The organism is Burkholderia sp. AU33803, from assembly GCF_002223095.1.
Taxonomy (GTDB): domain Bacteria; phylum Pseudomonadota; class Gammaproteobacteria; order Burkholderiales; family Burkholderiaceae; genus Burkholderia.
In genome coordinates this window covers 1,945,168-1,969,581 of record NZ_NKFJ01000006.1, presented here as the reverse complement: position 1 = coordinate 1,969,581, position 24,414 = coordinate 1,945,168, and the positions used below count along the sequence as shown (strand labels likewise).

Sequence of the window (24,414 nt, the reverse complement as noted above, 5' to 3'; positions counted from 1 at the left end):
CCGCGCGGGCAGCGCCCATTACTTCGCGAGCGTGCGGTATGACACGAGGTCGTTGATCGGCCCGATCTCCGGCCCGGTCACGCCGGGGCGCGTCGCGACCTGCACGACCTTCTCGAACATGATGATGAACGGCGAGTTCGCGAGCACGGCCTTCTGCAGCGCTTCGTAACGCTGCGCGCGCTTCGCGGGCGACGGCTCGACGAGTGCGGCCTCGGTGTCCTTCGTCAGTTGCGGAATGTCCCAGCTGTTGCGCCACGCGAGCATCTTCGTCGGCGACTGGTCGGAGTTGTCCGGATTCCACGCGAAGCCGCGCGCATTGCTGTTCGGGTCCATGTAGTCGGGCGACCATTCACCGATGAAGATGTCGTGCTGGCGCGCGCGATACTTGCCGATCGCCTGCTTCGCATCGCCCGGAATCAGCTTCACGCGGATGCCGCCCTGCGCGAAGTTCGCCTGCAACGCCTGCGCGATCTCGAGGTACGGGTAGTCGTTCGGCATGTCCATCGTCACGTCGAAGCCGTTCGGCAAGCCGGCCTTGGCGAGCAGCGCCTTCGCCTTCGCGACGTCCTGCTTGTACGGCCGCGCGTTCGACGCACCGAGGAAGCCTTCGGGCAGGAAGGTTTCGTGCACCTTGTAGGTCGTGCTGACGATGTTGCGCTGGATGCCGTCGTAGTCGACGAGCCATTTCATTGCCTGCTGCACCTCGGGTTTCGCGAGGTTCGGGTTCTTCGTGTTCAGGCTCAGGTACAGCAGCGCGGACACCGGCCACGACGCGACCTTGATCTTGCCGGCCTTCGTCAGCGCGGCGAGGCTGTCGGGGCTCAGGTTGCGCGCGGCGTCGGCGTCGCCGTTCTCCAGCAGCAGCCGTTGCGCGGAGGCTTCCGGCACGTGACGCAGCACGACGCGCTTCATCGGGTACGGCGTGCGGTATTTCTCGAAGCGCTGCAGCACGATGGTCTCGTTGGGCGTCCACTTGACGAGCTGGTACGGGCCCGAGCCCGCGTCGTTGGTTCGCAGCCACGCGCCGCCGAAATCGTTGCCTTGCTGATGCGACAGCAGCAGCTTCTTGTCGAAGACCGAGGCCGGGCACGCGCTCAGCACGTTGAGCACGAAGCTCGGTGCGTACTTGCGGTCGGTTTCGAGCACGACGGTCTGCGGATCGACCACGCGCACCTTCTGCATCACGTTCGCCTTCGTGAGGCCGAGATCGGCGAGCACGCCGGCCGGCCCCTTGTCGAGCAGGATGGTGCGCTGCAGCGACCACGCGACGTCGTCGGCGGTCACCGGGTTGCCGGAGTGGAACGTGAGGCCGGGGCGCAGCTTGAACGTGTAGGTCACGCCGTCGGCGCCGACCGTCCACGATTGCGCGATCTGCCCGTCGAAGCGCGTCGGGTCCTTCAGGTCGACGCGCACCAGGCGTTCGTAGGTGTTCGCGACGTATTCGGACGGCACCAGCTCGTAGATCCCGCTCGGGTCGAGGGTCGTGAATTCGCCGAGCTGCGTGGCGACGACGAAGATGCCGGGCGGCGTGGCCGCCTGCGCCGGCCATGCCGGAACAAGCGCGACGAGCGCGGCGCTGACGAACAGCCGGGACAGCAGGTGCTTCATGCGGGCTCCGTTGAAAGGGAATCGTGGGTGCGATTCTCTCATCGACGGCTGCCCGGATGAAAATATTCGGCGTGCGCGCCGGCAGGGTGGCGCGCAGCCGCGAGCCGGGCGGGCGCCCGGCGTCGGCGGATGCGAATCAGATCGCGCAGCGCGCGACCGCGAAGCGCATCGCTTCCTCGGCCGGCTCGTTGCCCGAGCCGCGTACGACCTTGATGACCGAACCGTTGCCCGATGGCGTCAGCGTGACGAAGTAGGAGTTCGAGCCGACCGCGATGTCGGTCACGCCGTTGTGCTGCGATTGCTCGGTGCCCGACAGGCGGCTGTCGAGGCAGTTGGCGACCGCGTAGGCCGGACGTTGCGACGACACGTAGATCATCGGCGCTGCCCCGGAGGCGGAGGCGGAGCCCGGGTCGGACGAGGGCGCGGAACCGCAGGCGGCGAGCAGGGCGGCGGGAAGGAGCAGCAGGAATCGTTTCATGATGGGTCGTCGTGGGTCTCGTATCGAGGCTGGGGCGCGGGGTAGGCGAAACGCGAAGCTTCGCGACGAAACCGCCCGGAATCGGGCCGTTTTTGACGGATGACGATGCGACAGGCGGCTGACGACGGAGTATACCCGCAGCGTTTGAAGCCGTCGGCGCGTTGAAACGATTCGATACACAACAAGCACCCGCTACCGCATCGCGGCAGCGGGCGTTTCAGGTGATGGCGAATGGGCACTTGCCGGTGTTGTCGATCTTATTGGCCGATCTGGTGGCTGACCGCATTTTCCTGCTGGTTCAGCACGTGCTTTTCGCTCTTCGTGATGTGGCTGTGATCCTGCGCAGCCATGTCCCGCTCTTCCCGGCGGATCTTGCGGTCGTCACGGTGCAGGCGCGCGGCCTCGGCGTGCGACATTTCGCCTTCCTTCACTTCGTGATGGATCCGGCGATTCTGGTTGGCGAGGCGCTGGTTGACTTCTTCGCGGCGCGGGTGCGCCTGTTGCCACGGCGTGTCGGCGAACGCGGTACCGGTCAGCACCGACATCAGGGTCGCGGCAATCGCGAGATGGCGGGTAAGGGCTCGCATGGTGTTTTCTCCTGTCGTTGCGCTCCGGATCGTGGGCGCTTGTCCAAAAAAACGCGGAGCGGGCACCGGCTGTTGACGTTTCCGCCTGTATCGATTGCAAGTCTTTATTACGTCGGCGCGCGGCGGTGTGAGCCCCGGCGCGTGCAGGACGGGGCTCGACTGTCGCGCACGCGGATCAATGCGCGCCGGCCGCCGCCGCATCGGCATCGCCGCCGCCCGAGCGCTTCGGTTTCGTGATCCAGATCAGCGGAATGATCGCGATGAAGATGATCGCCGACACGTAGAAGATGTCGTTCAACCCCATCACGGCCGCCTGCGAATCGACCGAGGCGTTGAAGAACGCGAGTGCCGAATCGGGGCCGAGGTGCAGCAGTGAGCGCGTCGCGTCGACCTGCTGCGTGAAGACCGGATTGGTGACGCTCGCCTGTTCGGTGAGCCGCACGTGATGCAGAATCGTGCGGTCGTTCCATGCGTTGCTGATCAGCGACGTGCCCACCGCGCCGCAGAACGTGCGGCCGAAATTCGACAGGCCGGCGGCGGCGGGGATCTTCTCCGGCGGCAGCCCGGACAGGATGATCGACGTCAGCGGGACGAAGAACATCGCCATCGGGATGCCCTGCAGCAGCGTCGGCAGCACGAGATCCCAGCGCGACACGTCGGTGTAGAAGGTCGTGCGCATCATGAACACGACCGCGAAGCCGACGAACGCGAGCGTCGCGATGTAGCGCGGATCGGTGCGCGGCAGCAGGCGTCCCATGACGGGCGTAAGCAGAATCGCGAACACGCCGAGCGGCGCGGTGGCGAGCCCGGAATCGACCGCGCGGTAGCCGAGATAGCCCTGCATCCACTGCGGCAGCAGCACCAGCGTGCCGAAGAACATCCCGTACGCGACCGAGATCGCGATCGTGCCGCCCGCGAAATTGCGCTGCGTGAACAGCCGCAGGTCGACGATCGGGTTTGCCTCGTGAAGCTCCCACACGAGGAAGAATGCGAAGCCGATCAGTGCGACGATGCCGAGCGCGACCACGACGGGCGAGTTGAACCAGTCGAGATCCTTGCCCTTGTCGAGCATGATCTGCAGCGAGGCGACCCACAGCACGAGCAGCAACAGGCCGATCGTATCGATCGGCATGCGCTTCGTGGCCGACTCGCGGTCGCGGAACACGATCCACGTGACGGCGGCCGCGAAGAAGCCGACCGGGATGTTGATGTAGAAGATCCACGACCAGTTGTAGTCGTACGTGATCCAGCCGCCGAGCGACGGCCCCGCGATCGGCCCGACGAGCGCCGTCATCGACCACAGCGCCAGCGCGCTCGACGATTTCTGTCGCGGCCACGCGCCGAGCAGCAGCGCCTGCGACAGCGGCGCGAGCGGCCCGGCGACCGCGCCCTGCAGGATCCGCGCGGCGAGCAGCGTCGGCAGGTTCGGCGCGATCCCGCACAGCCACGACGCGAACACGAACAGCAGGATCGACGTGACGAACAGGCGCACCTGGCCGAAGCGCTGCGTGAGCCAGCCGGTCAGCGGAATCGACACCGCGTTCGCGGCCGCGAAGATCGTGATCACCCACGTGCCTTCGTCGACCGACACGCCGAGGTCGCCCGAGATCGTCGGAATGGCGACGTTCGCGATCGACGAGTCGAGCACGTTCATGAACATCGCGAGCGATACCGCGATCGTGCCGATCGCGAGGCGGCCGCCGGATAGCGGCGCTGGAGTGGACGGAGAGGACATGGGTTTCCTGCGTAAGCGACGTAAGGAGCGTAAGGTGCGGAACGGATGCGACCCGTTGCGGCGGGCACGCGCGCGCGAAAGCGACGCACGGACGGCGCGGCGGCTGAACGGAAGGAAGCACGGCGCGCGCGACGCGGCCCGGTAGAGGGGGCCGATGCGTGCGACGTGCTGCTCGATCGAATGCATGAAGCCGTGGCGGGCTTCTGAAGGCGGAATGCTGCCGGTCAGGAGGGCGGGACGCGCGTGACGCGCCTGCGGGCAGCGGTCAGGCGGCTGCCGTCGCGTGTGGAATGGTTTTGCATCGCGACAGGCTAACGATGTGGCGAGCCGCCATCAACACGGGCCGGCTCATTAATCGATTTCGCTTGCTGCAATAATCGCTGGGCGCACCGTGCCGGTTACGGCGCGGTGCGCCAATCGTCGAACACTTCCGCGAGGAATTCGACGAATGCGCGCACCTTGCTGTCGAGCGTCGCGCGCCGCGGATACAGCACGTGCAGCTCGACGTCGTCGGTCCGGTGCCAGTCGGGCAGCACGATTTCGAGCTCGTTCCGCTCGAGCCGGCGGGCCGTGTAGTGCGTCGAGACTAGCGCGATGCCGCCGCCGCTCGCGGCCTGGCGCAGCACCGTCACCGATTCGTTGGTGATCAGCACCGGCCGCACCGGCACGTCGGCCACTTCGCCGGCCGCATTGGTGAGCCGCAGCGTCAGGCCGGGCGCGTCGCGGCCGACGAGCAGCAGGTCGTGCTGCGCGAGATCCTGCGGCGTGGCGGGCCGGCCGACGCGGTCGAGATACGCGGGGCTCGCGGCGAGCTTCGCCTGCGACCAGCCGAGTGAGCGCGCGATGTAGCTGGAGTCGGTCAGCACGCCCGCGCGCAGCGCCACGTCGAAACCGTGCTCGACCAGATCGAGCGGGTTGTTGTCGTAGATCAGCACGAGCTGGACCAGCGGATAGCGCCGCCGAAACTCCGCGAGCGCCGGCTCCAGTTCGAACAGGCCGATCGAGTAGGGCACCAGCACGCGCAGCATGCCCTCCGGCGCCGTGCGCAGCGCGCGGGCCTGGCGGTCGGCGTCGAGCAGGATGTCCTCGGCGCGCAGGCAGCGCTCGTAGTAGTCGCGTCCGGCTTCGGTGACGGACACACGCCGCGTGGTGCGGTACAGCAGCTGGACGCCGAGATCGTCCTCGAGCTGCTTGACCTTGCGGCTCACGCGGCTGAGCGGCATGTCGAGGTGCGTGGCGGCGGCGGTGAAGTTGCCGCGTTCGACCACGCGCAGGAATATCCGGATGCTTTCGAAGTCCATACGAGGTGCTTCAGTGTTCGACCTGCGGGCATCTTACCTGTGCCGGCCGAATTGCTTCGCGCGGCGGCGATTATCCTGCCCGGTGCAATAACGCATCCTGTCCGCGGCCCTTAGTGGCGGCGGCGCTCCCCGGTATGCTCGCCGCATGAAATTCGCCTTGCCCTCTCTGCCGCCGCTCGCGGCCGTGCGCACCGCGCTGCGCGACGCCCGGCCCACGCTGCCGCCAGGCGCCCTCGGCTTCGCGTTGCGCAACACGGCCGCGTCGCTCCTCGCGCTCTACATCGCGTTCCGGATGAATCTCGACGACCCGAAATGGGCCGCGTCGACGGTGTGGATCGTCGCGCAGGGCAGCCGCGGGATGGGCTTGTCGAAGAGCCAGTACCGGATTCTCGGCACCGCGATCGGCGCGGCCGTCGCGCTCGTGCTGACCGGCGCCTTCGCGCAGACGCCCGAACTGTTCCTGCCGGCGCTCGCCGCGTGGATCGGCCTGTGCGCGGGCGTCGCGACCTTCCTGCGCAATTTCCGCGCGTATGCGGCGGTGCTCGCGGGCTATACGGCGGCGATCATCGCGATGGACGCCGTTTCCGCGCCGCTGCACGCATTCGATATCGCGACCGCGCGCTTCCTGTACGTGGTGGTCGGCATCCTGTGCGGCGCGGCGTTCGAGACGGTGTTCGCGCCCGGTTCACCGCTGGCCGACGTCCGCACCCGGCTCGCGCGCTATCTCGACCGCGCGGTGGCCGTCGGTGCGGGCGCGCTGCGCCGCGAGCCGAACGGTGCGGCCGTGCACCGGCTGTTCGCGGATGCGCTCGAACTCGACACGGCGGCAGAGTATGCAGCGGCCGGCGCGCCGCCGATGCGCAACGCGATCGGGCATCTGCGTGCGGCGGTGCTGGGTGTGCTGTCCGCGCAAGCCGCCGGGCAGGCGTTGCACGAGCACGCGGCACGCAGCGGCGGCACGCCGGACCCGCTGGTCGCCGATGCCGCGCGGGTGCTCGACGGCGTGGCCGTGTCGGGCGAAGCCGGATCCGAGTTGACCGCGTTGCGTGCGCGCGTGGACGACGCGGTGCGTGCCGAGGCCGCGGAGCCGGCCGGCTCGGACCCGTCGCGCCTGCTCACGCTCGACCGGCTGGCGGCGCTGCTGGCCGGGTTCGACGCCGCCTTTGCGGGCAAGGCGCAGATGGACCGGCCGAATCCGCCGGCGTCGCGCGTGCGCTATGCGTTCCACCATGATCCGGTGCTCGCATGGCACAACGGGATTCGCGCGTTCGTCGCCGTGCTGGTCGCGTCGGCGCTCTGGATCGTCACCGCGTGGCCGTCGGGTGCCGGGTTCGTCGCGATCACGGGCGTGGTCTGCGCGCTGTTCTCGACGCGCCCGAACTCGGTTGGCGCCACCGTCGGCTTCCTGAAAGGGGCGGCCTGCGCGGCGGTCGCGGGCGCGCTCTGCAATTTCGTGCTGCTGCCGGCGGTGTCGGGCTTCGAGATGCTCGCCTATATCCTTGGCGTGTTCATGATCGGCACGGGCATCGCGATGCGCAATCCGCGCACGGCCGGCATCGGCAGCGGCTTCTCGATCTTCTTCTGGAATTTCACGTCGCCGGACAATACGGCGCGCATCGGCGATGCCGCGTTTCTCAATTCGGCGCTCGCCACGCTGCTCGGCATCGCGTTCGGGGCGCTGGTGTTCGCGCTCGTGTTTCCCGGCGATCCCGGCACGAGCCGACGGCGCCTGCATCGCGCGGTGCGCGACGATCTGGTGCGCATCGCACGCAATCCACGGGCGTGGCGGGCGAGCGCGTGGCTGAGCCGCACGGCCGACCGTCTCGGGCGCGAACTCGGTTTCGCGGGCCGTTTGTCACCCACGCTCATCGAGCGCGACCTGCGCGATCTGCTCGCGGCCTGGACGATCGGCGACAGCCTGTTGGCGCTCGCCGAGCTGGCCGCGCGCGAGCCGGCGGCGCGGCGCGCGGTCGTGTTGGTGCGGGGGCGGGTCGGGCGCGCGGATTTCGCGCGGCTGGCGCGGGCCGGCAACGCGGCGGCCCGTATGCTGCTGCGGCGCGTGACGGAGGTTGATAGCGACGACGGTCGCGCGCTGCTGCGCGGTGCGGTGCTGCTGAGAACGATCGCGGAGACGGCAGCCGCGCACGATGGCTTCCTGCGAGGCCGCGAGGATTGACGGAGGGTTCGACGTGCGGCTGTCGTGGCCGGCGTGCTTCGCCCGCCAGTGCACCGATCGGGCCGATTCGGCCCGCCCCGAAGAGCCGGAATTTTCCAACCAGGACTGGGACGGAAATTGGGCCAGCCTCAAAATCGTGCCAATTCAGTACACGGTTGGCGAAGGCGGGGGGCGAGAAAAATGCCACGTATTCCCCTAATGCGAAGCGCCATGAAACCACGGATGATCCAATCACGTGGTCAGACGGATAACACTCGCGTCTTTTTTCGCCGGCGAGGGGTTTGATGTAATAGGTGGCAGCGGGGGCACGTCATGGATTTTCTGGAAAAAGGGGTTGCGGTGAGTCCCATTGGGCAGCGGGCTCACATCGTTGAACATGTCGGGTCCGACAACCAGAAACAGACGTACTACGCGGCGACGTCCATGTGGTTGAAGCTGGAGCAGCTTCAGATCGTGCAACAGCTCGTCGAGCCGCTGGACATGGGCAAGCAGCCGACACTTTCCACCTCGCTGCACGGCGTGGCGAGTATCGAGGGGCAGGAGTTGTCGATCTTGGGCGACACGCAAGGTTCGACGCGCACGCTTCAGGTGTCTTTTGAGGCGCGCGACGTCACCACGGCCGACCGGCTGGGTCTGCGTGCGTTGGAAGACGAACTGGGGACCTCGTTGTCCGACGTCGCGCTCGGCAGTGCCCGGCTAGGCTTCAATCGTGCCGACGACGAAGTCGACGAGCCCGATCAATGGTGGCTCGCCTGCCATATTCCCGACGCCTGCCTGCAGGTGCTCGCGAAGGCAAGCTCGGATGGCCAGCTTGGCGCGGTAGAGTTGGGATTGACCATGCGGCATTTGTATGTGGCCGAACGCCCGACCGCTGCCCTCGTACGGCAGTCTCGACTTTTTCTCAAACCCAACGACAGCGACGACACGATCGAATGGCCGACTATTGCAACGGGCTATGTCACCGGCCTTCGGATCGACTTTGCGACAACATCATTGCGCGGCACCGAGCAGGGCGTAGACCAGAAAGACAATGGTGCGACGAAACTCGTCGCGGATTCCATGGTCACGCTGGGCCTCAAGCTTGCCAACCTCAATGTAACGGTGAGATGGCTTGGCGCCCTCATCGTCGTATTGCTCTTCCTCGAATTTCTCGAGCGGCTCTGATCCAGTGACCGAAGGCACACCGACACCTTGCAGGCATGGAGAGGGAAAGGTGCCTCCGTCAATTCGGCGGCGTGGGCTTTAGCGTAGCTTTTTCTCTGTAGTCTTGTCAGGCCTGATGCAGGTACTGCTGCATCATCCGCGTGCGCTATGCAGGACTTCGCCGTGTGGCAGCCGGTGCGGAAGCCGTCACGGGCGCCACTGTCGAGTTGAGTCGGCCGGATCAACTGAGCCGCCAGGCCTTGCCCGGCGTCACCTCCGCCGGCAGCGGCTCGCGGTTCAGCTCGAGCAGCGTGCGCTCGATCTGCCGCGTCATCGCATCGAGTGCGAGATGATTCGGCCCGTCGCCGAACGGCTCGGCGATCGCATGCGCGATTGCGTCGAGCGCGATCAGCGTATAGGCGACGAACACACTGACGAACGGCGTTGCCGCGCCGATCGAATCGACGAGACCGAACGGCAGCAGCACGCAGTACGCGTAGATGGTCCGGTGCAGCAGCACGTCGTATGAAAAGGGGATCGGCGTGGACGCAATCCGCTCGCAGCCGCTCACCATCGCGACGAGATCGTCGAGGCGCGCATCGAGCATCCACAGCCGCGTGTCGGAGAGATGGCCCGCATCGGCGCGCGCGGCGAACGCTTCGCGCAGCGCGTGCACGATGACGACCGGGCGAAAGCGCGCAGCGGCAACGCGATCGTAAGCGGCGCCGTCGAGCAGCCCGCGCAGGTCGGCGGCCGGATCGGTGCCGCGCAGTTGATGCTTGAGCGCATAAACGTACGCGACGACCGTCCGCACGAACGCGCGTCGCGATGCGTCGTCACGGTCGATCGCACCGTAGCAGAGCGCCTGCGACACCAGCGTGCGCGAGGCGGTCAGCACGCCGCCCCACAGTTGCCGGCCTTCGCGATAGCGTTCGTAGCTCGCGTTGTTGCGAAACCCCGCGAAGATCGCGAGCGTGAGGCCGATCAGCGTGAACGGCGTCGGGTTCAGCGGCACCTTCTCGCCGAGCACGCGGCCGCCGCCCCAGACCGCGACGACGCTGATCGCGAGCGTCAGCACGAGCTGCGGCAGGATGGTCGGCAGCACCGAGCCGTTCCAGACGAGCAGCATCCGCAGCCAGTGCTCGCGCGGACGAACGATCATCGCGGCGCTCCGTCAGGCGGCGATCGACGCCGGCGCGGCCGCGCGATGCAGCAGCACCGGAATCGACTTCGACGTCGGCGTGTTGCACACGTCGCCGACGCTGTCGAGCGGCACGAGCGGGTTGGTTTCCGGGTAGTACGCGCCGATGCAGCCGCGCGGGATGTCGTACTCGACGAGCAGGAAGCCCGCCGCGCGCCGCTCGATGCCGTCGTGCCATACGGTTTCCAGGTCGACCCAGTCGCCGGCCGCAAGGCCCAACATCGCGAGATCGTCGCGGTTGGCGAACACCACGCGGCGCTGGCCGAACACGCCGCGATAGCGGTCGTCGAGCCCGTAGACGGTCGTGTTGTACTGGTCGTGGGAACGCGTCGTCATCAGCGTCATCAGGCGCTCGCCGTGCAGCGCGCGGGCACGCTGGATCGGCGTGTCGGCCGGCAGCGCGTGCGCGATGAAGTTCGCCTTGCCCGTCGGCGTGAGCCATTCGCGGTCGCGCGACGCCACGCGCAGATGGAAGCCGCCCGGCCGCGCGATGCGCGTGTTGTAGTCGTAGAAGCCGTCGAGCGTCGCCTCGATCGCGTCGCGGATCTTCGCGTAGTCGTCCTTGTAGGCAAGCCAGTCGATCTTGCCGCTGCCGAACAGCGCATGGCCCATGTGCGCGACGATCGCGGGCTCCGACATCAGGTTCGGCGACGCCGGCTTGTTCATCCCGTACGACACGTGGACCATGCTCATCGAATCCTCGACCGTCACGCCTTGCGCGACGTTGTCCTGCAGGTCGATCTCGGTGCGGCCGAGCGTCGGCAGGATCAGCGCGTCGCGGCCGTGGATCAGGTGGCTGCGGTTCAGCTTCGTCGTGATGTGCACGGAGAGGTCGCAGCGGCGCATGCCTTCCCACGTGCGCGGCGTGTCGGGCGTCGCCATCGCGAAGTTGCCGCCGAGGCCGATCAGCACCTTCACGTGGCCCTCGAGCATCCCTTCGATCGTCTCGACGACGTCGTAGCCATGGTGGCGCGGCGGTTCGAAGTCGAACACGTGGCCGAGCCGGTCGAGGAATGCCTGCGACGGTTTTTCCTCGATGCCGACCGTGCGGTTGCCCTGCACGTTCGAGTGGCCGCGCACCGGGCACAGGCCCGCGCCGGGGCGGCCGATGTTGCCGCGCATCAGCATCAGGTTCGTCAGCATCTGCACGGTCGCGACCGAATGCTTGTGTTGCGTGATGCCCATGCCCCACGTCGCGATCACGCGCTCGCTGCGCGCATAGAGCCGCGCGAGGCTGTCGATCTGTTCGTACGGCACGCCGCTTTCGGCCGTCAGCGCCGACCAGCTTTCGTTGCGCAGGTCGTCGGCGAATGCGTCGAAACCGGCCGTGTGCTCGCCGATGAACGCGGTGTCGAGCACGCGCGGCGCTCCGGCGGCGCGCGCGGCGTCGTCGAGTTCGAGCACGCGTTTCGCCATCCCCTTGATCAGCGCGAAATCGCCGCCGATCGTCGGCTGGATGAACGTCGACGCGATCTTCGTGCCCGACATCGTCAGCATTTCGATCGGGCTTTGCGGATCGGCGAAGCGTTCGAGGCCGCGCTCCTTCAGCGGGTTGATCGACACGATCGTCGCGCCGCGCTTCGCGCACTCGCGCAGCTCGCCCATCATCCGCGGGTGGTTGGTGGCCGGGTTCTGGCCGAAGATCAGCAGCGTGTCCGCGTGTTCGAAATCGTCGAGCGTGACGGTGCCCTTGCCGACGCCGACCGACGCCGGCAGCCCGCGGCTCGTCGCCTCGTGGCACATGTTCGAGCAGTCGGGGAAGTTGTTGGTGCCGTACAGGCGCACGAGCAGCTGGTACAGGAACGCCGCTTCGTTGCTGGCGCGGCCGGACGTGTAGAACGCGGCCTGGTTCGGGTCGGGCAGTGCCCGCAGGTGGCGTGCGATCAGCGCGAAGGCGTCGTCCCACGCGATCGGCACGTAGCGGTCCGTCTGCGCGTCGTACACCATCGGGTCGGTGAGCCGGCCGTGCTGCTCGAGTTCGAAATCCGACTGTTCGAGCAGCTCGGTGACCGTGTGCGCGGCGAAGAATTCGGGCGTCACGCGCTTGCTCGTCGCTTCCGCGGCCACGGCCTTCACGCCGTTTTCGCAGAATTCGAACGTCGATGCGTGCTGCCGATCGGGCCACGCGCAGCCCGGGCAGTCGAAGCCGTCCGGCTGGTTCTGGCGCAGCAGCGTACGGTAGTTGCCGCCGGCGACCTTTTCCTTGATCAGGTTGATCGTGACGGCTTTCAGCGCGCCCCAGCCGGCGGCCGGGTGGGTGTACGGTTCGATGCGCGCGGTGGCGGATTTCTTTTTCATGATGCAGCGGGTGTCGGGGTCGATGGGTGCAGAGTACGCGCGGCCCCCATCCGGCTGTGTGTACACCTGTTCACTCCAAAAAAGAGTACAGTTGCGGCCATTCAGACAGTGCGGATCGCAACTGTATCGTTGAAGGGAAGTTGAAAGGGAGGCGCGTGAAGCGTTACGAACAACTGGCCGACGATCTCCAGGCGCAGATCGAGCGTGGCGTGTACCGGCCCGGCGAGCGGATTCCGTCGGTGCGGCAGGCGAGCCGGCAGCAGCAGCTCAGCGTCACGACCGTGCTGCGCGCGTACCTCGTGCTGGAAAGCCGCGGCTTGATCGAGAGCCGGCCGCAATCGGGCTATTTCGTCCGTGCGCGCGCATCGGCACCGGCCGAGGCCGAGCTGCACATGTCGGCGCCGGCCGCCGAGCCGTCGGCCGTGGACGTAAGCCGGCTCGTGCTGTCGACGCTGCGCTCGATCGCGCGCGACGACGCGGTGCCGCTCGGCTCGCCGTATCCCGATGCGTCGCAGTTTCCGGTGCAGCGTCTCGCGCGCTATGCGCAGACGATCGGCCGCCGCCGCACGCGCTGGGGCGTGATCGACGATCTGCCGCCCGGCAACCAGGAGCTGATCCGGCAGATCGCGCGGCGCTATGCGGAGCGCGGGATCGTGGTCGAACCCGGCGAGATCGTGGTGACGATCGGCGCGACCGAGGCGATCAACCTGTGCCTGCAGGCGGTCGCGAAGCCGGGCGACACGATCGCCGTCGAGTCGCCGACCTTCTACGCGATGCTGCACGCGATCGAGCGGATGGGCATGCGCGCGCTGGAAGTCGCGACGCACCCGGTCGACGGCATCGATCTCGATGCGCTCGAACGCGTCCTCGAACGCGAACGCATCGCCGCGTGCATGGTGATGCCGAACTTCCAGAATCCGCTCGGATTCCAGATGCCCGACACGCGCAAGCGTGCGCTCGTCGAATTGCTGGCGAAGCATGGCGTGCCGGCGATCGAGAGCGACGTCTATCACGAGCTGCACTTCGGCGACGCGACGCCGAGCGCGCTGAAGTCGTTCGACCGCGACGGGCTCGTGCTGCATTGTGCGTCGTTCACGAAGAGCCTGTCGCCGCGCTACCGGATCGGCTGGGCGATGCCGGGCCGCTACCGCGATCAGGTCGAGAAGCTGAAATTCCTGAACACGCTGGCCACGCCCGCGATCGAGCAGCTCGCGATTGCCGAGTACCTGAAATACGACGGCTACGATTTCCACCTGCGGCGCATGCGCAAGCAGTACGCGCAGCAGGCGAGCCTGATGAGCGCGATGGTGCGGCGTTTCTTCCCGGAAGGCACGCGGCTGTCGCAGCCGCAGGGCGGGTACGTGCTGTGGGTCGAGCTGCCGCGGCAGGTCGATGCGATGAAGTTGTATGCGGTCGCACTCGCGCAAGGGATCACGGTCGGCCCCGGACACATGTTCTCGGCGAGCACCGATTACCGGCATTTCATCCGGCTCAACTACAGCTATCCGTGGTCGCGGCAGATCGAGGATGCGTTGAAGGTGCTCGGGCGGCTCGCATCGGAGTGCGCGGCGCGCTGAGTGCAGGGGGCCACGCGGCAGGCGACGGCCGATGATCGGCCGCCACCGCATGCCTCACCCCGCGTGCGGCGCCTGCAGCCCGGCTTGCGCGGCGCCGACCATCTGCCGCATGTCGAAGCCCGACGGGTGCTGGTACACGCGCAGCCCGAACTCCGGCAGCACCGCGATCAGGTGATCGAACAGGTCGGACTGGATGGCCTCGTAGTCGACCCACGTCGTCGTGTCGGTGAAGCAGTACAGTTCGAGCGGAATGCCTTCGGCCGTGAGCGGCAGTTGCCGCGCCATGCAGGTCATGTCGCGGCGGATGCGCGGATGGCCCTTCAGGTAGTTCGCGACATACGCGCGGAACGTGCCGAGGTTCGTCAGCTGGCGGCGGTTTGCCGGGCAGTCGCCGGCCGCGCCGAGCGTGCCGTTCCATTGCTCGATCGCGTCGACCTTGTCCTCGAGATAGTCCTTCAGCAGCGTCAGGCGTTCGAGCCGTTCGATCTCGTCAGGGGAGAGAAAACGCACGCTCGTCGCGTCGACGAACAGCGCGCGCTTGATGCGGCGCCCGCCCGCTTCGGTCATCCCGCGCCAGTTCTGGTAGCTCTCGGTGATCAGCTTCCAGGTCGGTACGGTGATGATCGTGTGATCGAAGTTCGCGACCTTGACGGTGTTCAGCGTGATGTCGATCACGGTGCCGTCCGCGCCGGCCGACGGCATCGTGATCCAGTCGCCGATCCGCAGCATGTCGTTCGACGACAGCTGCACGCCCGCGACCAGGCCGAGCAGCGTGTCCTTGAAGATCAGCATCAGCACCGCGGACATCGCGCCGATGCCCGACAGCAGCAGGCCGATCTGCTTGCCGGTCGCGTCGCCGATCACGACCAGCGCGGCCGTGATGAACATCACGAGCTTGACGAGCTGCATCGCGCCTTTCAGCGACAGGTGCGGCTGGCCGCGCTGATCGCGCTGGTACGTGCGATGCGTGTGCTCGAGCGCCGACAGCGTCGCGCTGACGGTCATCGTCACGAGGAACACGATCAACGCGAACAGCACCTTGTCGGCGATCTCCGCGGCCGTTTCGGGGATGCCGGGCACCGCGCCGAGCCCGAACTTGATCACGACGAACGGGACGATGCGGTTCAGCCATTTGAATGCGCCGAACTCGAACAGCGCGTCGTCGACGCGCGTGGCGGACAGCCGCGCGAGTCGCGCGACCACGCGGAACAACAGGAAATGGACGACGGCGGTGATCGCACCGGCGGCGGCAAGCAGGATGAGGGTGCCGACGAGCGGCGCAAACCAGGATTCGTTCAGGGTCATAGGGGCAAACAGGGGCCTTCTCGTGCGTTGAATCGGCGCCGCGGCGCGGCGCGCGCCCGGTGAAGGGCACATGAAAGGGACCGTGATTGTGCCATCGGGTTCCGGGCGCGTTACTGCGGGTGCATGGTGCGCGGCTCCCGAATCTCCTCACCATTGCGTAGGTTTCCTCTGTAATCGGGTGAGGATAGGTGGTGAAAGCGCATCACCGCGAGCCGCCGCACGCGCATGTTGCCGGATGCGTCGCGCACTGGCCGGGGATCGGCTGGGGCCCGCTCCAGCGGGCCTTTGCGCTTCAATGCGCGTGAACGGCGATCCATGCAATCATGCGGGCGTCGCCCGTGCCGGCGCACGTAACGCTCGCCTTCGCGTGCGGCACATCGCCGACGGTGAGCGACATGGGCCACCTTCGCGCACTTGCCATGTGACGCCTGCCCGGGGCACGATGCGCGAACGACTTCGCGAACCCCGTCACCCCGTATTCACGCATTCCACGCATGCAAGATACCAACGAAAGCCGCCCGTCAGGCGTGCGGCTGCTGAAAGGCATCCTCCCGATCCGCCGTGGCGGGGCCATCCGCGACGTGTTCGCGGGCCTGTCGCTCGCGTCGATGGACATCCCGCAGGTGCTGGGCTATGCGCGCATCGCCGGCATGCCGGCCGTCACGGGCCTCTACACGGTGTTCCTGCCGCTCGTCGCGTTCGCGTGCTTCGGCGCGTCGCGGCATCTGGTGGTGGCCGCCGATTCCGCGACCGCGACGATCTTCGCGAGCCGGCTGTCGTCGATGGCGGCAGCCGGCAGCGCCGAGTACGTGGCGCTGGCCGGCATGGTTGCGCTGCTGACCGCCGCGATGCTGCTGCTCGCGCGCCTCTTCAAGCTCGGCTTTCTCGCCGATTTCCTGTCGCGCACGGTGCTGGTCGGCTTTCTCGCCGGCGTCGGCGTGCAGGTGTCGATCGCGATGCTCGGCGACATGCTCGGGCTGGCCGTGCCGTACCCGGCGTCGCGCAGCCTGGCGCAGCTCGACTACGTCGTCACGCATCTCGTCCACGCGAACCGGCCGACGTTCGCGCTCGCGGCGCTCGTCGTCGTCGCGATTCTCGCGTGCAAGCGGTTCCTGCCGCGTGTGCCGATGCCGATGATCGTGGTCGTGGGCAGCATCGCCGCAAGTTACGCGTTCGGGTTCGCCGCGCACGGCATCGCGGTGCTCGGGCCGGTCGCCGGCGGGCTGCCGCCGCTGCGCTGGCCGTCCGTCACGTGGCAGCAGTGCCTCGATCTCGTGCCGGTCGCCGCTTCCTGCTTCGTGATGATCATCGCGCAGAGTGCGGCCGCCGCACGCGTGTTCGCGCAGCAGTACGACGAGGAGGTCGACACCAACGCCGACATCCTCGGCCTCGCGGCCGCGAATGCGGCGGCGGCGGTGGGCGGCGCGTTCGTCGTCAACGGCAGCCCGACGCAGACGGCGATGGCCGACGGCGCGGGCGTGCGCAGCCAGATCGGGCACCTCGCGTTCGCGGCCGTGGTGGCCGTGGTCCTGCTGTTCTTCAGCACCACTCTGCAGTACCTGCCGCACGCGGTGCTGGCCGGCATCGTGTTCACGATCGCGCTCGGGCTGATCAACGTGCGCAGTCTCGCCGCGATCCGCAAGGAAAGCCCCGGCGAGTTCACGCTCGCGCTGGTGACGGCACTGGCCGTCGTGACGGTTGGCGTGGAGCACGGCATCCTGCTGGCCGTCGCGCTGTCGCTGATGCGGCACGTGCGCCACAGCTACCAGCCGCACACGATGGTGCTCGAACCGGTCGAAGGCAACGGGCGGTGGCAGCCGGTGCCCACGCGGCCAGGCGCGATGACGGCGCCGGGGCTGATCGTCTACCGGTTCGGCTCCGACCTGTTCTTCGCGAACGATCATCTGTTCACCGCCGAAGTGACCGAGCTCGTCGATGCGGCGCCGGTGCCGACGCGCTGGTTTGTCGTCGATGCGGGCGCGATCACCGATATCGACTACTCGGCCGCGCGAACGCTGACCGATCTCATCAGGATGCTGCAGGCCCGCGGGATCGGTGTGCTGTTCGGGCGCGTCAACCGTTACCTGCGCGCGGACATGGATCGTCACCGGATCACGGAGATCGTCGGCGCGTCGTGCATCTTCCCGACACTGCACCAGGCCCTGGAGGCTGCAGGCACGACGCCGGCGCCGCAGGAACCGGGCATCGTGTAGCGGGAGCCGGCGCTAGGCCGCCGCCCGCACGCGCGCGAAGCCGTTGCGCGGGTAGCGTCGATCGTGCCGATGTGGCTGCCGTCGCGACGCCGCGCGGGGGGCGGCGCGGCGTGACGCCGCACCCGCAGTCAGCGCGAACCGGCGCGCGCGGTGCCGGCAGGTTTCCCGCCCGCGCCGGCCGACCACAGCGGCAGCCGCAGCGTCGTGACGAAGCTCGCCGCGTGCAGCACGCAAAGCAGCGCGAACGCCCACGCGTACGCGTTCGCCTGCGTGCCGCCGCTCGCCCCCGATTCGGCCTGCAGCCGCCACGCGAGGAACAGCGAGCAGATCGTCGTGAACGTCGGGCCGCCGAGACGCTGCACGATATTGAGCGAGGTCGTCGCCATCGGCAGGTTGCGGCGCTCGACCGACGCATACGCGGCGGAAATCGACGGCGCGCCGATCGCGCTCTGGCCCATGCCGCGCAGAAACAGCGCCGGCACGAGCAAGTACGGATCGTAGCCGGTCAGCGCGAGAAACACGAACGGCAGCGTCGCGAACAGCGCGAGCAGGGCGCCTGCGGCGGCCAGCCGGCGCACGCCGAACCGGCTCGTGAGCGCGCCCATCGACGGGTAGGTGACCAGCATGCCGAGCCCCATCGGCGCGAGCAGCCAGCCCATTTCGCCGGGTGTGCGGCCGCACGCCTGGATCAGGAACACCGGGATCAGCATCTGGCCCGCGAACAGCGCGCCGTTCGACAGGAACTGCGTCGACGCGGCCGCGCCGAACACCTTCCGGCGAAACAGCGCCAGGTCGATCAACGCGCGGTCGCCCTTGCGCGTTTCGATCCGCAGGAACGCCGCGAGCACCAGCGCCGCCGCGACGATCGCCGCGATGCCGAGCGCTTCGTTGATCCGCTCGATCCCGTACAGGAACAGCACGAGCCCCGGCGACAGCAGCGCGAGGCCGACCCAGTCGAGCTCGCGCGGCTGCGTGTCGTCGCGGTCGCCGGGCAGGAACCGCACGGCCAGCGCAAGCGCCAGCACGCCGACGGGCAGGTTCACGAGAAACAGCCAGCGCCACGATGTGTGCTGCAGGATCGCGCCGGCAACGACCGGGCCGAGGATCGGCGCGATCAGCACGGGCACGGCCGCGTAGCCGATCACGCGCGCCATCTGCTGGCCGGCGACACGCGCGATCATCATCTGCGCCATCGGCGCGAGCAGCCCACCGCTCATGCCTTGCAGCACGCGGAAGGCGATCAGCGAGGGCGCGGACCACGCGAGCCCGCACAGCGCCGACGTGAGCGTGAACGCCGAGAAGCACCACAGGTACAGCGCCTTCGCGCCGATCCGGTCGACGAGCCAGCCGTTCAGCGGCAGCACCAGCGTGAGCGCGAGCAGGTAGCCGCTCGTCACCCACTGGATCGTCGCGAGATTCGCGTGCAGGTCGGTCGCGAGACTCGACAGCGACACGTTGACGATCGTCGCGTCGAGTTGCGACAGCAACGAGCCCAGCACCGCGACTGCGCTGACCTTCCAGATCGACGGATCGAGCCGGCCGGCCGCGCGGTCCCGCGCCGGCCGAGTGCGTGGATCGCTCACGCGCCGCGCCGGTCGAGCAGCGCGACGATGTCCTGCGTCGTGCCCGTCTCGCCGAGGCGCGGGAACAGGCGCTCGATGCTGTTCACATGCGCATCCGCGTTGAGGTCGGTCATCGCATCGACGGCGAGCGTGACGTTGTAGCCGAGTTCATGCGCCTGCCGTGCGGTCGATTCGACGCCGATGCTCGTCGCGACGCCGGTCAGCACGATCTGCGTGACGCCGGCGGCCTTCAGGTGCGCGTCGAGGTCGGTGCCGGTGAAGGCACCCCAGGTCTTTTTCGTCACGAGGTGGTCGCCCGGCTGCCGGTTCAGTTCGGGCACGAGCTCGGCCCAGTCGGCCGGGAGCTGTGCCGTGCGCGGCGGTTGCTCGGTGCGACCCGGTGCGCCGCCCGCGACGTTGACCAGCACGACCGGCAGGCCGCGGCTGCGGAATGCGTCGAGCAGCGTGCGGGTGTGCGCGATCACCGGTTCGACCGGGTGCGCGGTGGGGAGGGCGACGATGCCTTTCTGCAGGTCGATGACGACGAGGGCCGTGTTCGTATCGAGACGGGTTGCGCTCATGATGGGACTCCGTGAAAGGGGCGAAGGAAGCCGTGCGCGCGAATGCCGCCGGGCGCGCCGGCCGGATTCATTGCTCGCCGATGCGGCGGATCAGCGGGATCGCGGCGGCGAGGGTGGCGATGTCTTCGGGATCGAGCTGCGCGATCGCGGCGCCGAGCCATTTGTGTTTCGCGGCGTTGCGCTTGAGCCGTGCGTCGAGCCCGGCCGCGGTCAGCCGGAACAGGATCTGGCGGCCGTCGGTCGGATGCGGTTCGCGTTCGACGAGACCGTCTTCCTCGAGGCTGGCAAGCGTCGCCTTCATCGACTGCGGCTTCATCGCTTCGGCGCGCGCGAGGTCGGCGGTCGTCATCGGCCCGTGTCGCTGGAGCCGCGCGAGCGCGCTCGTCTGGGACATGCCGAGGCCGCCGGATTCGATTTCGGAGCGGAGCCGGCGGATCAACTGGCCGACCGCGAGGGTCAGATCGGCGGCGACGATGTCGGCGGAAACGCCGGATTTGCGTGGCGGGTTCATGCGGCGGATCATAGGACACGACAGTTAAACTTGCAAGTTTAACTGTCGAATTGATCGCCGGACCGCGGTGCAGCCGGGCGGGTGGTTACGCGCCGGGGAGCGGGACCGGTACGACTTCGCTGTATCGCGGGGTCGCGCTTTCGTGCAGCAGGTCGCCGAGGTATTGCGCGAGTTCGTCGGCGGCAAGCGCGGACGGAATGTGCAGGTCAGCGGGGCGCCGCTTGCCTTCGGCGCCGAGAGCAAACACGATCCAGCGGTCGTTCTTGCGTACGACTGCGAGTAGCCGGCCAAATGCGTTGAAGTGGTATTCGTCCTGCATGGCATCGCTCCGTGAGGGTGAACGCGCCGGCCGGCCCGTGCGCGCTTACTGGATCGAGCAGGACAGCCAGCGGTGGATCTTGATGGCATCGCTCGAGACGCCCGCGCGCGTCGGCGCACCGAGCAGCACGACCGTTTCGCGGCGGCCCTTCACACGCATGCGCATCACGACGCCGTGCCCCGACTCGTTGATGAAGCCGGTCTTCTGCAGCCGGATCGGCAGGCGGCGATAGCGGACGAGCGGGTCGGAATTTACGTACAGCAGCTCGCCGTCGCCCGGGCGCACGGTGGTCGACGTATCCGTCGAGAAATAGCGGATCAGCGGATCCTGCGCGGCCGCACCGACGAGCTTCGCGAGATCCTCCGCCGTCGATACGTTGTGCGGCGACAGGCCGGTGGGCTCGCGGAAGTGCGTGTGGCGCATGCCGAGGCGGCGCGCTTCGCGGTTCATTGCCTTGACGAACGCGGCACGTCCGCCCGGATAGTCGCGGCTCAGCGCGGCGGCCGCGCGGTTTTCCGACGACATCAGCGCGATATGGAACATCTCGCGGCGCGACAGTTCCGAGCCGACCTGCAGGCGCGACCCGGTGAACTTGATCGTGTCGCGGTCGTGCGCGGTGACGCGCAGCACGCCGTTCAGCGGGCGGGCGGCGTCGCGCGCGACGACGGCCGTCATCAGCTTCGAGATCGACGCGATCGGCCGCACCGTGCGTGCGTTGCGGGCCAGCAGCGGCGTGCCGGAGTCGACGTCGAGCACGTAGGCGGCGCGTGAATGGAGCGAGTTGACTGCGCGCGGGTTATAGCCGCAGCTTGCCATCAGGCGCGGCCTGGCGGCCGCCGGGCGCGGGCGCACGGCGGTCGTGCGCTTGGCGCGGCGCTGCTGCGGGGCCGGTGCCGCCTGGCGCTTGACTGCCTGGTGCTTCACACGCGGGCGGCGGTGCTTGACGGCCTTCTGCTTACGCTGCGCGGGCTTTTTCTTGACGGCTTTCTTGACGACCTTTTTCGCATGCGGCTGCCCATGCGCGACGCGCTGCGGCGCGTGACGTTGTGCGGACGACGCGTTCGTCGAGAAGGCGAACATCAGCATCGACAGGGCGACGAGCAGGATGGTCCGGGCGAGAGGCAGGCGCGCGATGAGGCCGGTCAAGCGAAAGTCTCCTTTTCACGCGTGGCGAGGCTGCGTGAAATGCGTGGGCGGTCAGCGGGATGCGGAAAATTATACGGTCGATCGCGGGGCGATGACGATTGAAGGCGGGAAAAGATGCGCGATTCGGTGAGTTTGGGAAGCGCGGCCTGGCGATTTGACGAGGGCGTAGCGGCGTGCGCGCTCGCGGTCGCTCTATTGATGAAGCGATACGCGGCGCGATCGTGGATCGATAGCGCCGATGCTCAACGCGGCCAGTTGCGCCGCGACACCACCGCGAAGCTGATCGCGATCGAGCCGGTCACGGGGCGCGGCGGCGCGTCTTTCGTCGCGCTCATCGCATCCACCGCATCGCCGAAACGAAAGCGGCGGCCGCGGCCGTCAGCGCTTTCGGCACGACGCTTCGGCGCGCGCGGATCGGCCGTTGCGGCGCGCTCATCGAGGGCGGCCGGTGCGCACGACGTGTCGTCGGGCGGGCATTCACAGACGAGATCAGCGGACATGACGGTCGATTCCTGAAAGGGCATGTCCGTATTGAACGCCATCGCATTCGATCGGTAAAATGAATGTTTCGATCGTTACGATTCCTTTTAAGAATGGAATTGAAGCTGCTGCGAACCTTCCTGACGGTCACCGAGCTGAGCCATTTCAGCCGCGCGGCCGATGCGCTGCACATGAGCCAGCCGGCATTGAGCAAGCAGATCGGCGCGCTCGAGGCGAGCCTCGGCGGCAAGCTGTTCGAGCGCGGCCGGCACGGCGCGGAACTCACCGCGTTCGGCGAGCGCTTCCTGCCCGATGCGCAGGCGCTGGTGCGCGATGCGGACGAGATTCTCACCCGCGCGCGCGAATTGTCGAGCGGGCAGCGCGGCCATTTGCGGCTGGGCATCTGCCTGTCGGTGCTGACGCTCGTCCCGAAGCTCGTCGCGGAGTTTCGCAGCCGGAATCCCGGCATTGCCGTGACGTTGAGCGACCTGTCGTCCGCGGAGCAGACGCGTCGGCTTCGTGCGGGCAAGCTCGATGCGGGATTCCTGCGTCTGCCGTCGGACGAAGGTTTGTCGTCGTTCAAGGTGATCGACGAGGCGCTGGCGCTGGCGGTGCCGCCCCATCTCGGCCTGAAGCGCGTGCCGACCGATCTCGGCACGCTCAACGAGATCGGCTTCATCGCGTTGCAGCGCGCACGCGGCCAAGGGTTGGCCGCGCAGGTCGACCGGTGGTGCGTCGAGCGCCGTTTCGTGCCGCACGTGACGCAGCAGGCCGAGGACGTGCAGTCGGTGCTCGCGTCGGTCGCGGCCGGCGCGGGCGTCGCGTTCATTCCGTCGCGTGCGCAATATCTGCTGCGCGACGCGACGGTATTGCCGCTCGACGGCCGGGATGCGAAGTGGCGTGTCGGGCTCGCATGGCTGTCGGATCGCGACGATCCCGTCACCACACGCTTCGTGTCGTTCATGCGTGCCGCGATCAAGAATGCATGATGGACGAAGCGGTATAGTGTCCTCAGCCGGCAGCGGTCGCCCGATCGCCAGCCCCAGTCTCGCTCAACAACGGCCGCCCATGACTTCAGAATCCGACGACGCCCCGCTCGATCCCGCACTCGTCGCGACGCTTGCGACGCTGAACGACGCCGCGAGCGATCCGGCCGGCAAGACCTGGTCGCTGCCGAAGATCGCGAAACGCGCGCAACTGCCGATGAGCACGCTGCGCCGCGTGCTGACGCAGCTCGACGCCGCGGGCCTGAGCGCGACGACGTTGAACGAGGACGGCACCGGCAGCGCCGCGCTGACCGACGAAGGGCGTGCGGTCTGCGCGCAACTGTTCGGCGCGAACGACGCACAATGAAAAACGGGCCGCTGGAAGCGGCCCGTCGTCTTGCGGTTCGACACGCGGCGTCGATGCGCTACCACCGCACCGTCACGCCGCCCATCACCGAATGATCGTAGGTCTGGTCGTTCAGCCCGCGCCGGTAGCCGAGGTCGAGATCGAGCCACGGCTTCGGTGAATAGATCGCGCCCGCGATCACGAAGGCGGGATTCGCGCTTGCGCTGCTTTCCGTGTGGCGCGACGTGCCGATGTCGGCCACGATCTGCAACGTGTCGGTCGCCTTGTAGATCGCCGCGCCCGACACGGCCCAGATCGACGTCAGGTCGCCCTGGCGATTCGGCTGGTACGTCATGCCCGCATTCGCGAGGAACGAAAACCGTGCGACGTCGAGCTGCGCGAGCAGCGTTGCGCCGGCGCCCACGCGGCCGGTGCCGAGCCCGCGCCGGTCGTTGCCGGTCGGCGTGGTCAGTTTCGGCTTCAGCGCGATCGACAGCGGGCCGCGCTCGACGAACCGCCATTTCATGCCGATCTCGACATCGCCGACGCCGGCGCCATTCTGGTCGGTGCGCGTTTGCAGATGCGTGTAAGGCGCGTTCACGTAGAGATCGACGTGCTCGCCGAATCCGCGCGTGAGCGTCGCGTTCCACAGCTGGTGGCGGCCGTTTTCTTCCTGTTTCGAGGTTTCCTCGGCGTTGAACTCGAACTGCCAGTTCGCGTTGCCCTGCGTGCCCGTATCGTCGCTGACGAGCGGGTGGGTGGCGAACGCGTCGAACGGCGCGAGGAAGGCGCTCGCGGCTGCGAGCGGAAGCATTCTTTTCAAGGGATCACCTGTCGTGCGTGGCGTGCCTGCCGGCCCGC

At 67.9% G+C, this 24,414-nt stretch carries 21 protein-coding genes; 7 read left to right on the top strand and 14 right to left on the bottom strand.

Going from position 1 to position 24,414, the window contains the following annotated elements:
• Positions 1-18: 18 nt before the first annotated feature.
• From CFB41_RS26080 to CFB41_RS26060, 5 genes are all read right to left on the bottom strand, one after another.
• Positions 19-1,608, bottom strand: a complete 1,590-nt coding sequence (locus CFB41_RS26080) for an ABC transporter substrate-binding protein (RefSeq protein WP_089458439.1) — start codon at positions 1,606-1,608, stop codon at positions 19-21.
• A 136-nt stretch (positions 1,609-1,744) separates the two neighbouring features.
• Positions 1,745-2,086, bottom strand: coding sequence for a sugar ABC transporter ATPase (locus tag CFB41_RS26075; protein WP_089442212.1), 342 nt, complete (start codon positions 2,084-2,086; stop codon positions 1,745-1,747).
• A gap of 257 nt (positions 2,087-2,343) precedes the next feature.
• Entirely contained in the window at positions 2,344-2,673 is a 330-nt protein-coding gene (locus tag CFB41_RS26070; protein ID WP_089442213.1) for a hypothetical protein, read from the bottom strand.
• Between the two features lie 175 nt (positions 2,674-2,848).
• Entirely contained in the window at positions 2,849-4,408 is a 1,560-nt protein-coding gene (locus CFB41_RS26065) for a DHA2 family efflux MFS transporter permease subunit (protein ID WP_089458438.1), read from the bottom strand.
• Between the two features lie 398 nt (positions 4,409-4,806).
• A complete protein-coding gene (locus tag CFB41_RS26060) occupies positions 4,807-5,709 on the bottom strand; it encodes a LysR family transcriptional regulator (protein ID WP_089427243.1) in 903 nt (300 codons plus the stop codon).
• 145 nt (positions 5,710-5,854) lie between these two features.
• On the opposite strand from CFB41_RS26060, the gene CFB41_RS26055 reads away from it, so the two are divergent.
• Positions 5,855-7,885: an FUSC family protein gene (locus CFB41_RS26055; RefSeq protein ID WP_089458437.1), complete on the top strand. Its 2,031-nt coding sequence runs from the start codon at positions 5,855-5,857 to the stop codon at positions 7,883-7,885.
• A gap of 312 nt (positions 7,886-8,197) precedes the next feature.
• The gene (locus tag CFB41_RS26050) at positions 8,198-9,049 is read left to right on the top strand and encodes a hypothetical protein (RefSeq protein ID WP_089458436.1); all 852 of its coding nucleotides are present in this window, start codon (positions 8,198-8,200) and stop codon (positions 9,047-9,049) included.
• Between the two features lie 220 nt (positions 9,050-9,269).
• Here the strand turns inward: CFB41_RS26050 and CFB41_RS26045 are convergent, their stop codons facing one another.
• Positions 9,270-10,190, bottom strand: a complete 921-nt coding sequence (locus CFB41_RS26045; RefSeq protein WP_089458435.1) for a bestrophin family protein — start codon at positions 10,188-10,190, stop codon at positions 9,270-9,272.
• 12 nt (positions 10,191-10,202) lie between these two features.
• Positions 10,203-12,527: an FdhF/YdeP family oxidoreductase gene (locus tag CFB41_RS26040; protein ID WP_089458434.1), complete on the bottom strand. Its 2,325-nt coding sequence runs from the start codon at positions 12,525-12,527 to the stop codon at positions 10,203-10,205.
• A 155-nt stretch (positions 12,528-12,682) separates the two neighbouring features.
• On the opposite strand from CFB41_RS26040, the gene CFB41_RS26030 reads away from it, so the two are divergent.
• A complete protein-coding gene (locus tag CFB41_RS26030) occupies positions 12,683-14,104 on the top strand; it encodes a PLP-dependent aminotransferase family protein (protein WP_089458433.1) in 1,422 nt (473 codons plus the stop codon).
• 54 nt (positions 14,105-14,158) lie between these two features.
• Here the strand turns inward: CFB41_RS26030 and CFB41_RS26025 are convergent, their stop codons facing one another.
• A complete protein-coding gene (locus CFB41_RS26025) occupies positions 14,159-15,409 on the bottom strand; it encodes a mechanosensitive ion channel family protein (RefSeq protein ID WP_089458432.1) in 1,251 nt (416 codons plus the stop codon).
• 494 nt (positions 15,410-15,903) lie between these two features.
• Here CFB41_RS26025 and CFB41_RS26020 point away from each other — a divergent pair, with 494 nt between their 5' ends.
• Positions 15,904-17,622 carry a SulP family inorganic anion transporter gene (locus CFB41_RS26020; protein ID WP_089458431.1) on the top strand — a complete coding sequence of 573 codons (1,719 nt, stop codon included), beginning with the start codon at positions 15,904-15,906 and terminating at the stop codon, positions 17,620-17,622.
• A gap of 128 nt (positions 17,623-17,750) precedes the next feature.
• Here CFB41_RS26020 and CFB41_RS26015 read toward each other — a convergent pair whose 3' ends face one another.
• The 5 genes from CFB41_RS26015 to CFB41_RS25995 all read right to left on the bottom strand — a co-directional run bounded on the left by CFB41_RS26015 (position 17,751) and on the right by CFB41_RS25995 (position 21,741).
• Entirely contained in the window at positions 17,751-19,205 is a 1,455-nt protein-coding gene (locus tag CFB41_RS26015; RefSeq protein WP_089458430.1) for a DHA2 family efflux MFS transporter permease subunit, read from the bottom strand.
• A complete protein-coding gene (locus CFB41_RS26010; protein WP_089458429.1) occupies positions 19,202-19,765 on the bottom strand; it encodes an isochorismatase family protein in 564 nt (187 codons plus the stop codon). Before CFB41_RS26010 ends, CFB41_RS26015 begins: the two co-directional genes overlap by 4 nt.
• Before the next feature lie 67 nt (positions 19,766-19,832).
• Positions 19,833-20,288, bottom strand: coding sequence for a MarR family winged helix-turn-helix transcriptional regulator (locus tag CFB41_RS26005; protein WP_089442248.1), 456 nt, complete (start codon positions 20,286-20,288; stop codon positions 19,833-19,835).
• A gap of 73 nt (positions 20,289-20,361) precedes the next feature.
• Positions 20,362-20,595: a hypothetical protein gene (locus CFB41_RS26000; RefSeq protein ID WP_089458428.1), complete on the bottom strand. Its 234-nt coding sequence runs from the start codon at positions 20,593-20,595 to the stop codon at positions 20,362-20,364.
• Positions 20,596-20,640: 45 nt separating this feature from the next.
• Positions 20,641-21,741, bottom strand: coding sequence for a serine hydrolase (locus CFB41_RS25995; protein ID WP_089458427.1), 1,101 nt, complete (start codon positions 21,739-21,741; stop codon positions 20,641-20,643).
• A gap of 114 nt (positions 21,742-21,855) precedes the next feature.
• Between CFB41_RS25995 and CFB41_RS38985 the strand changes: the two genes are divergently transcribed.
• The 3 genes from CFB41_RS38985 to CFB41_RS25980 all read left to right on the top strand — a co-directional run bounded on the left by CFB41_RS38985 (position 21,856) and on the right by CFB41_RS25980 (position 23,574).
• Positions 21,856-22,257 (top strand): hypothetical protein, encoded by a 402-nt coding sequence (locus CFB41_RS38985; protein ID WP_179250166.1) that lies wholly within the window; start codon positions 21,856-21,858, stop codon positions 22,255-22,257.
• Between the two features lie 77 nt (positions 22,258-22,334).
• Entirely contained in the window at positions 22,335-23,210 is an 876-nt protein-coding gene (locus tag CFB41_RS25985) for a LysR family transcriptional regulator (protein ID WP_089458425.1), read from the top strand.
• A gap of 79 nt (positions 23,211-23,289) precedes the next feature.
• Positions 23,290-23,574 (top strand): transcriptional regulator, encoded by a 285-nt coding sequence (locus CFB41_RS25980; RefSeq protein WP_069251804.1) that lies wholly within the window; start codon positions 23,290-23,292, stop codon positions 23,572-23,574.
• A gap of 58 nt (positions 23,575-23,632) precedes the next feature.
• On the opposite strand, the gene CFB41_RS25975 is transcribed toward CFB41_RS25980, so the two are convergent.
• Positions 23,633-24,376, bottom strand: a complete 744-nt coding sequence (locus CFB41_RS25975; protein WP_089458424.1) for a transporter — start codon at positions 24,374-24,376, stop codon at positions 23,633-23,635.
• Positions 24,377-24,414: the final 38 nt, after the last annotated feature.